The following is a 6916-nucleotide window of genomic DNA, read 5'->3' as shown; positions in this document are numbered from 1 at the left end:
CGTCGCGGAACTCCTGGGGATAGGGCTTGGGCACAGCTGGCATCCTTCCAGGCCGCCCGGCAGGGCAAGCCAGATCAGATGTCACCTACTCGTGCACCAGCCCCCCACCCGCGCATACTCGTCACGGTTGTTGTTGGCGATCATCACCGCCTGCGCACCCGACATCGACAACCCGATCAACGTCCGATTGAAGAACCCCCGCGACGACAGATACGCCGGAAGACTCCCCGTCAGAACGCTCTCCCACCGATACGGCGTACTCCGACCACCCGACGGCGCATTCCAGTCCGCATAGAAACTCGACTGCCCGCCCACCGGCATCACGACGTTGTAGCCCCGCTTGGACAGGTAAGCGACGTTACTGTCACGCTCCCAGCCACTCACATCATCAGTAGCACGCAGCCCATCGAGGAACACCAAAGTCGGCGCCTTCGTGCGATCCACACCCTGCGCAGCCCACGTCCGCACCAACGGATCACCCATGCCATAGCCATTGATGCGATCCTGACGGAAGGTCGGCGCCTCATTCGGCGGCGGACCCCACGCCAACGCATTTCCGGCCCCGCCCACCAGCGCCATCGCCGCCACCAGCAGTGCAACCACCACACGTAGCGACAAACCCCGCGTCCCACTTCTCATCTCACGAACCCACCATCTCGCGAACCGCTCATCTCGCGAACCCCTTATCTCGCGAACCTCTTGCCCACCGCTGACATCGCGCACGATGTACAAGCATCGCCCCGGCGAGCGACGATCCCAAGAGTTGTGAGACAGTTCTGCCGCATGAGATGCGGTGTGCCCGGCCACATCCGATGCCGTCTGCTCCGCCCATCTCAGAGAAGGTAGGCCAGCCACATCCCGAGTGCGTATGCCGCAGTCGAACAGATCACCGAGCCCAGGGCGTTACTTAGCGCGAGTGCGCCGCGCCCGCCCTGCACCAGGCGCACCGTCTCGAACGACGCCGTGCTGAAAGTGGTGTAACCGCCGCAGAAGCCGGTCCCGAGGATGTCCTGCAGCTCCGGTGGCGCGGCATGGAAGATCACCACACCGGCAAGGACACCGAGTATGAGGCCGCCCGAGCAGTTGATCACGAAGGTGCCCAACGGGAACGGACGCGCCCAGCGCGCCTTGATCTCCGAGTCGAGGCCGAATCGTGCCAGCGCCCCGAACGCTCCGGCGACCCCGATCCACAGCGCGATCACGCTCGACCCCTCCCGATCGCCGACGCCGCCACGATTCCCGCCCAGGCACAAACCACACCGAGGATCACCGAGACCGCCAGGTAGGCGAATGCGGTTCCCGCGGCGTCGTCACGGAACAGGTTGACCGCCTCGAGTGAGAACGTGCTGTAGGTGGTGAACGCTCCACAGAATCCGGTACCCGCGAACAGCCGCAGCCGCTGCCTCCACCCCGAGTCGTCACCGAGGCGTGCCAACGCCTCGAGCAGCACACCGAGTACGAAGGCGCCGGCAAGGTTGATCGAGAAGGTGGCCACCGGCCATCCGGTCGCCGAATGCGGGAACTGCTCTTCGAGCAGATACCGGACCACCGCACCGATCAAGCCGCCGGCGAGAACCAGTGCGATCGCCCGGAACTGCCGGTGCAGCGGTGTCGGCGCTCGCCGATCGGCCGAGATCGTCTGACCGCCGGTCGCAACCGAATCGGCGTCCGTCTCGTCCAGGATGTCTGGGTCGACGGGCAGCCGCGGTCGTGCGCGCCGCAGTTCTCTGTCGCCGGATCGGCCCCTGCTGGGCTCGCCGCGACCCGAATCATCATCACCGAGACGGCCACCACCGGGATCATCGCCACCGGAACCACGTGCACCGGGATCTCGTGCTGCAGACATGCTCCACCCCTGTCGATACGCGGGTAGGAACCATCAGCCATCTCGGCGGTTCGAGCGAACAATCGCTCCGGCGAGCTCCATCGCCAGTACACGAGTCTAGCGCTGCGGTAGTGTCGCGAGCACGCGGACCGGGGCCCCGCGCACCACGTCTGGGCCATACGCAGACGACGACCACAACTGCACACGGGGGAGTCTGGAGCACTGGAGTAGCCGTGAGCATCACCATTCGCACTGTCCACGCCGTGGAGATCCTCGATTCGCGGTCGCGCCCGACACTGTCGGTCACCCTGGCCGCCGCCGCACCCGGCAACGACGACATCGTCATCCGCACCGGGGTTCCGGCCGGCGCGTCGACCGGATCGCGGGAGGCCACCGAGCTGCGTGACGGTGACAAGGATCGGTATTCGGGTCAGGGCGTACTCAAGGCGGTCGAGTCGGTCAACGGCGAGATCCACGAACGCCTCGCCGGACACGAGTTCCCCAGCCTCGCCGAACTCGACCACGAGCTGATCGACCTCGACGGCACCACCAACAAGTCACGTCTGGGCGCCAATGCGATCGTCGGCGTCTCGATCGCCGCCTCCTACGCCTTCGCCACCGCCGAGCGACAACAACTGTGGCAATCGTTCTTCGGATTCGTCGGTGCCCCCGATCTGCCGGTGCCGCATTTCAACGTCATCAACGGCGGCGTGCACGCACTCAACGAACTCGACTTCCAGGAATTCATGCTCGCGCCGATCGGTGCACCGAGTATCGCCGAGGCGGTGCGCGCAGGCTCGGAGGTGTACTCGGCACTGCGGTCACTTCTGCACTCGCGCAACATGTCCGTGGGCCTGGGCGACGAAGGCGGCTTCGCACCCGAGATCGCCGAACCCGAGGAGGCACTGGATCTGCTGGTCGAGGCGATCACCACCGCCGGCTACACCGCGGGTACCGACGGCGTGGCGATCGCCATCGATCCAGCGTCGAGTGAGTTCTATTCCGACGGCACCTATACCGTTGCGGGGAAACCGTTCTCGAGCGATGAGATGATCGAACGGTACGCCGAGATGGTCAAGCGTTACCCGGTCTACTCGATCGAAGACGGTTTGTCCGAATCGGATTGGCCAGGATGGCAGCGGCTGACCAGTCGGCTCGGCGACACGATCCAGCTGGTCGGCGACGACATCTTCTGCACCAATCCGGGGATCATCTCCGAGGGGATCGACCAGGGTGTGGGCAACTCCGCACTGATCAAGGTCAACCAGATCGGCACCGTCACAGAAACTCTCGACGCGATGATCACCTGCCGCGATGGCAACTACACCCAGTTCGTCTCACATCGGTCAGGCGAGACTCCCGACACCTTCATCGCCGATCTCGCCGTCGGTACCGGCGCCGGGCGGATCAAATCCGGCGCCCCGGCCCGCGGTGAGCGGGTGTCGAAGTACAACCTTCTCATCGAGATCGCCGACGACAACCGTGAACTCCCGTTCGGACTCGGCTGACGTGAACGACAAACATACGCACGAGCGGCAGCGGGCAACAGCGCGGGAGTTCCCGGAGCAGGCGCGGGTCACGGTGGTACTCGCCCGCCACGGCCGCACCGCACTCAACGCCGACGGCAAGCTTCGGGGGCTTGCCGACGTCGAACTCGACGAGTTCGGCCACACCCAGGTGACCGCGCTCGGCAAGGCGCTGGCGGCCGAGTTCGGCACCTTCGCGCAGGTGATCAGCAGCCCGTTGACCCGAGCGCGGCAGACCGCGGCGGCCATCGCCGACGCGACCCATTCGCCGACACTCACCGACGCCGCCTTCAACGATCGCGACTACGGGCAGTGGACCGGTCATCCGAAGGCCGACGTGATCGCGCAGTGGGGCAGCGTCGATGCCGCACCCGGCGTCGAGACGCGCGACGACGTTCTCGCCCGCGCTCGACCGGCCCTGGAGGCGATGGCCGATCGGGCCGCCGAACTCGGCGGCCCGATCACGGTGGTGAGCCACGACGCGGTGATCCGGCCACTGCTCACCGACATGTTCGAGTTACCCGACGATGCGTTACGGGTGCAGACCGGCTCCTATCAGGTCCTGATCCGCGACGGCGGTGACTGGGAACTGGCGCTCGTCGACCAGGAACCCCCGGTCTGAGTGCGGCGGATCCTGACCAGACGACAACGCTCCCGTACGGACGAATCCGTGCGGGAGCGTTGCGCACTCTGGGCTGCAGAGAGGTCTTGCGCTGCAGAGGTCTTGCGCTGCAGAGAGGTCCGGGGTGAACCGGACAGATCAGGCCGACTGAGCCTGCCACATCCAGTGCAGCTGCTCGAGCTTCGAGGCGATCTCGATGAGCAGGTCCTGGGTGACCGGGTCGGATTCCTCGGTGACGGTGATCCGCTCGCGCAGACCGTCGATCACGGCGCGGAGATTCTCCACGATCGCTGCGACCACATCGGAGTCCTTGGTCCAGCCGTCGCCGAATCCCTTGGTGGAGGCCGTCTTGGCGACTGTCTCGGCGCGACCGTCGGGGCTCACACCGATCGCGGTCGCACGCTCGGCGGCGGCGTCGGTGAACTCGCGTGCGGCACTGACGAGTTCGTCGAGTTCGAGGTGTACCGAGCGGAACTGGCGTCCCACCACGTTCCAGTGCGCCTGCTTGGCGATCAGCGACAGGTCGATCAGATCGACCACCGTGTCCTGCAACGCCTTTCCGGTGACTTCCTGCTGCTCGGGGTTCAAGGTGCTCGTGATGGGGGTGCTGGTGATCGGGTTGCTCATCGTCGATCATCCCTTTCGTCAGGTGGTGTGCTCGAATGTCGATCGTTTCCGAACGACTGCTGCGATCCGGACTGCACAGCACTTACTGATATCAACCAGATGGCGCTGCCATACATTCCGTTATCCGGGGTTCACCCGGTGTGTGCCGAGGGTCGGGTGCACGTCATGCCTGGCCGGCGCGCACACCCTCCTCGACCTTCTTGCCCAGGTCCTCGTCCACGTTGCGCCAGTACTCGAAGACCCGCGACAGCACCGGTTCACGCACCCCGTCGAGCACATGCCCGACGATGTTGTTCAGCAGCCGCTCACGAGCCGCGTCGTCGAGGACCTCACGCACCATCGTGCCGGCCTGACCGAAGTCGTCGTCCTCGGCGTGGGTGATGTAACCGGCGCGCACCGCCGACTCGCCGAAGTTCCACACACCTTCGTCTCCGGCGACGCTTGGGTCGGCGTGGGCTCCGCCGTACGAGTTCGGAGCGTACACCGGGGTGTCGGCCGAGGAGAAGCGGTAGGCCATCGATCCCTCCTTGGAGTACGTGTTCAGCTGGGCCGCCGCCTTCGGCGAATTGACCGGCAGCTGAGCGTAATTGGTGCCGATGCGGTAGCGGTGGGCGTCGGCGTAGGAGAACACCCGTCCCAGCAGCATCTTGTCGGGCGAGAACCCCACGCCGGGAACCACATTCGACGGCTCGAAGGAGGCCTGCTCGATCTCGGCGAAGAAGTTCTCCGGGTTGCGGTTCAGTGTCCAGGTGCCCACCTCGATCAGCGGATAGTCCTTCTGCGACCACACTTTCGTCAGGTCGAAGGGGTTGAAGCGGTAGTCCTCCGCGTCGTCGACGGGCATGATCTGCACCTTGAGCGTCCAACTCGGGAACTCACCGCGCTCGATCGACTGGTAGAGATCCTGACGATGGACGTCGGGGCTGGACCCGGCCAGTCGGTCGGCCTCGTCCTGGGTCAAAAATTCGATGCCCGGATTCGTCTTGAAGTGGTACTTCACCCAGAACCGCTCGCCCTCGGCGTTGACCCACTGGTAGGTGTGCGAGCCGAATCCGTCCATATGACGCCAGGTCTTCGGGATCCCACGATCACCCATCAGCCAGGTCACCTGGTGTGCGCTCTCGGGACTCAATGTCCAGAAATCCCACTGCATGTTGTGGTCCCGCAGGCCCGACCCGGGCAGCCGCTTCTGTGAGCGGATGAAGTCGGGGAACTTGATCGCGTCGCGAATGAAGAACACCGGGGTGTTGTTGCCGACGAGGTCGTAATTGCCCTCCTCGGTGTAGAACTTCACCGCGAATCCGCGCGGGTCACGCCACGTATCGGGGCTGCCCTGCTCGCCGGCAACCGTCGAGAACCGCACCAGCGACTCGGTTCGCGCACCGGGAGCGAACAGCTTGGCCTTGGTGTAGCGCGACACGTCACCGGTCACCACCAGCTCACCGAATGCCCCGCCGCCCTTGGCATGCACCACGCGCTCGGGTACCCGCTCGCGGTTGAACTGTGCGAGCTTCTCCACGAGGTAGTGATCGTGCAGCAGCACCGGACCCTGCGTGCCCGCGGTCAGTGATTCACTGTCACTGGCGACCGGGATGCCGGCATTGTTGGTGGTGTAGCGGTTGGTGGTGGTGTAGCGCTCACCCTCACCGATGTGGTTGCCGCTGCCGATGTGGCTGGTCATGTAAACCTCCTGGCTTGCTTTCTGACGGGTGAACCGTCCCCGCACGGGACTGAGCGGGGCGGGGGAAACACTGCTGAGCGGCGAACGGGAGAAAAGCATTGCGCCGCAGTCGATGACGCGAGAGGCGTGTCGTTACGTCAGCCGGTCGCGTCGGTGCGACAGTTCTCGCACAGTCCCCAGAACGTCACTTCGGCCTCGTCGACGACGAATCCGTGGTCGCGATCGGGGGTCAGGCACGGAGCTTGTCCCACAACACAATCGATGTCTCGGACGGTTCCGCAGCCGCGACACACCAGGTGGTGGTGATTGTCGGCGGTGCGGGTCTCGTAGCGCACCGGTGAACCGGCCGGTTCGATCCGGCGCAGGAGTCCGCGATCGGCGCATACGCGCAAGGTGTCATACACGGTCTGCGTCGAGACGCCGCCGAGTCGCGCACGCACTGCGCCCGCCACCTGGTCGGCCGTGGCATGCGGCATCGACTCGAGCACCTCCAGCGCCGCGATGCGCGGCGCTGTGATGCGCAGACCCGCCGACCGCAAGGCGGTCACCGGATCGGAGTCCTCCTGTGCCATGCAGACGACACTAGACCACTTTCTGGAATGAGTCCAGAAAGTGGATCGACTCCAGTATCAGCG

General features: G+C 65.2%; 8 protein-coding genes and 1 riboswitch. Of the genes, 2 read left to right on the top strand and 6 right to left on the bottom strand.

Annotation, left to right across the window (positions count from 1 at the left end):
• Positions 1-81: 81 nt before the first annotated feature.
• The 3 genes from IEW22_RS15040 to crcB (IEW22_RS15030) form a co-directional block, all read right to left on the bottom strand.
• Positions 82-639: an alpha/beta hydrolase-fold protein gene (locus IEW22_RS15040; protein ID WP_188587435.1), complete on the bottom strand. Its 558-nt coding sequence runs from the start codon at positions 637-639 to the stop codon at positions 82-84.
• A gap of 194 nt (positions 640-833) precedes the next feature.
• Entirely contained in the window at positions 834-1202 is a 369-nt protein-coding gene (gene crcB, locus IEW22_RS15035) for a fluoride efflux transporter CrcB (RefSeq protein ID WP_188587434.1), read from the bottom strand.
• Entirely contained in the window at positions 1199-1846 is a 648-nt protein-coding gene (crcB, locus tag IEW22_RS15030; RefSeq protein ID WP_188587433.1) for a fluoride efflux transporter CrcB, read from the bottom strand. Before crcB (IEW22_RS15030) ends, crcB (IEW22_RS15035) begins: the two co-directional genes overlap by 4 nt.
• Positions 1847-1863: 17 nt before the next feature.
• Positions 1864-1940: riboswitch (Fluoride riboswitch) on the bottom strand.
• A 118-nt stretch (positions 1941-2058) separates the two neighbouring features.
• On the opposite strand from crcB (IEW22_RS15030), the gene eno reads away from it, so the two are divergent.
• The gene (gene eno, locus IEW22_RS15025) at positions 2059-3333 is read left to right on the top strand and encodes a phosphopyruvate hydratase (RefSeq protein WP_188587432.1); all 1275 of its coding nucleotides are present in this window, start codon (positions 2059-2061) and stop codon (positions 3331-3333) included.
• A 1-nt stretch (position 3334) separates the two neighbouring features.
• Positions 3335-3973: a histidine phosphatase family protein gene (locus tag IEW22_RS15020; RefSeq protein ID WP_188587431.1), complete on the top strand. Its 639-nt coding sequence runs from the start codon at positions 3335-3337 to the stop codon at positions 3971-3973.
• A 138-nt stretch (positions 3974-4111) separates the two neighbouring features.
• On the opposite strand, the gene IEW22_RS15015 is transcribed toward IEW22_RS15020, so the two are convergent.
• From IEW22_RS15015 to IEW22_RS15005, 3 genes are all read right to left on the bottom strand, one after another.
• Positions 4112-4600: a Dps family protein gene (locus tag IEW22_RS15015; RefSeq protein ID WP_188587430.1), complete on the bottom strand. Its 489-nt coding sequence runs from the start codon at positions 4598-4600 to the stop codon at positions 4112-4114.
• A gap of 163 nt (positions 4601-4763) precedes the next feature.
• Positions 4764-6281 carry a catalase gene (locus IEW22_RS15010; RefSeq protein WP_188587429.1) on the bottom strand — a complete coding sequence of 506 codons (1518 nt, stop codon included), beginning with the start codon at positions 6279-6281 and terminating at the stop codon, positions 4764-4766.
• Positions 6282-6418: 137 nt separating this feature from the next.
• The gene (locus IEW22_RS15005) at positions 6419-6853 is read right to left on the bottom strand and encodes a Fur family transcriptional regulator (protein ID WP_188587428.1); all 435 of its coding nucleotides are present in this window, start codon (positions 6851-6853) and stop codon (positions 6419-6421) included.
• Between the last annotated feature and the right edge of the window lie 63 nt (positions 6854-6916).

It is taken from the genome of Gordonia jinhuaensis (assembly GCF_014639795.1).
Lineage (GTDB): Bacteria > Actinomycetota > Actinomycetes > Mycobacteriales > Mycobacteriaceae > Gordonia_B > Gordonia_B jinhuaensis.
Note: the sequence above shows the minus strand (reverse complement) of the source record. Positions and strands in the feature narration are given on the sequence as shown.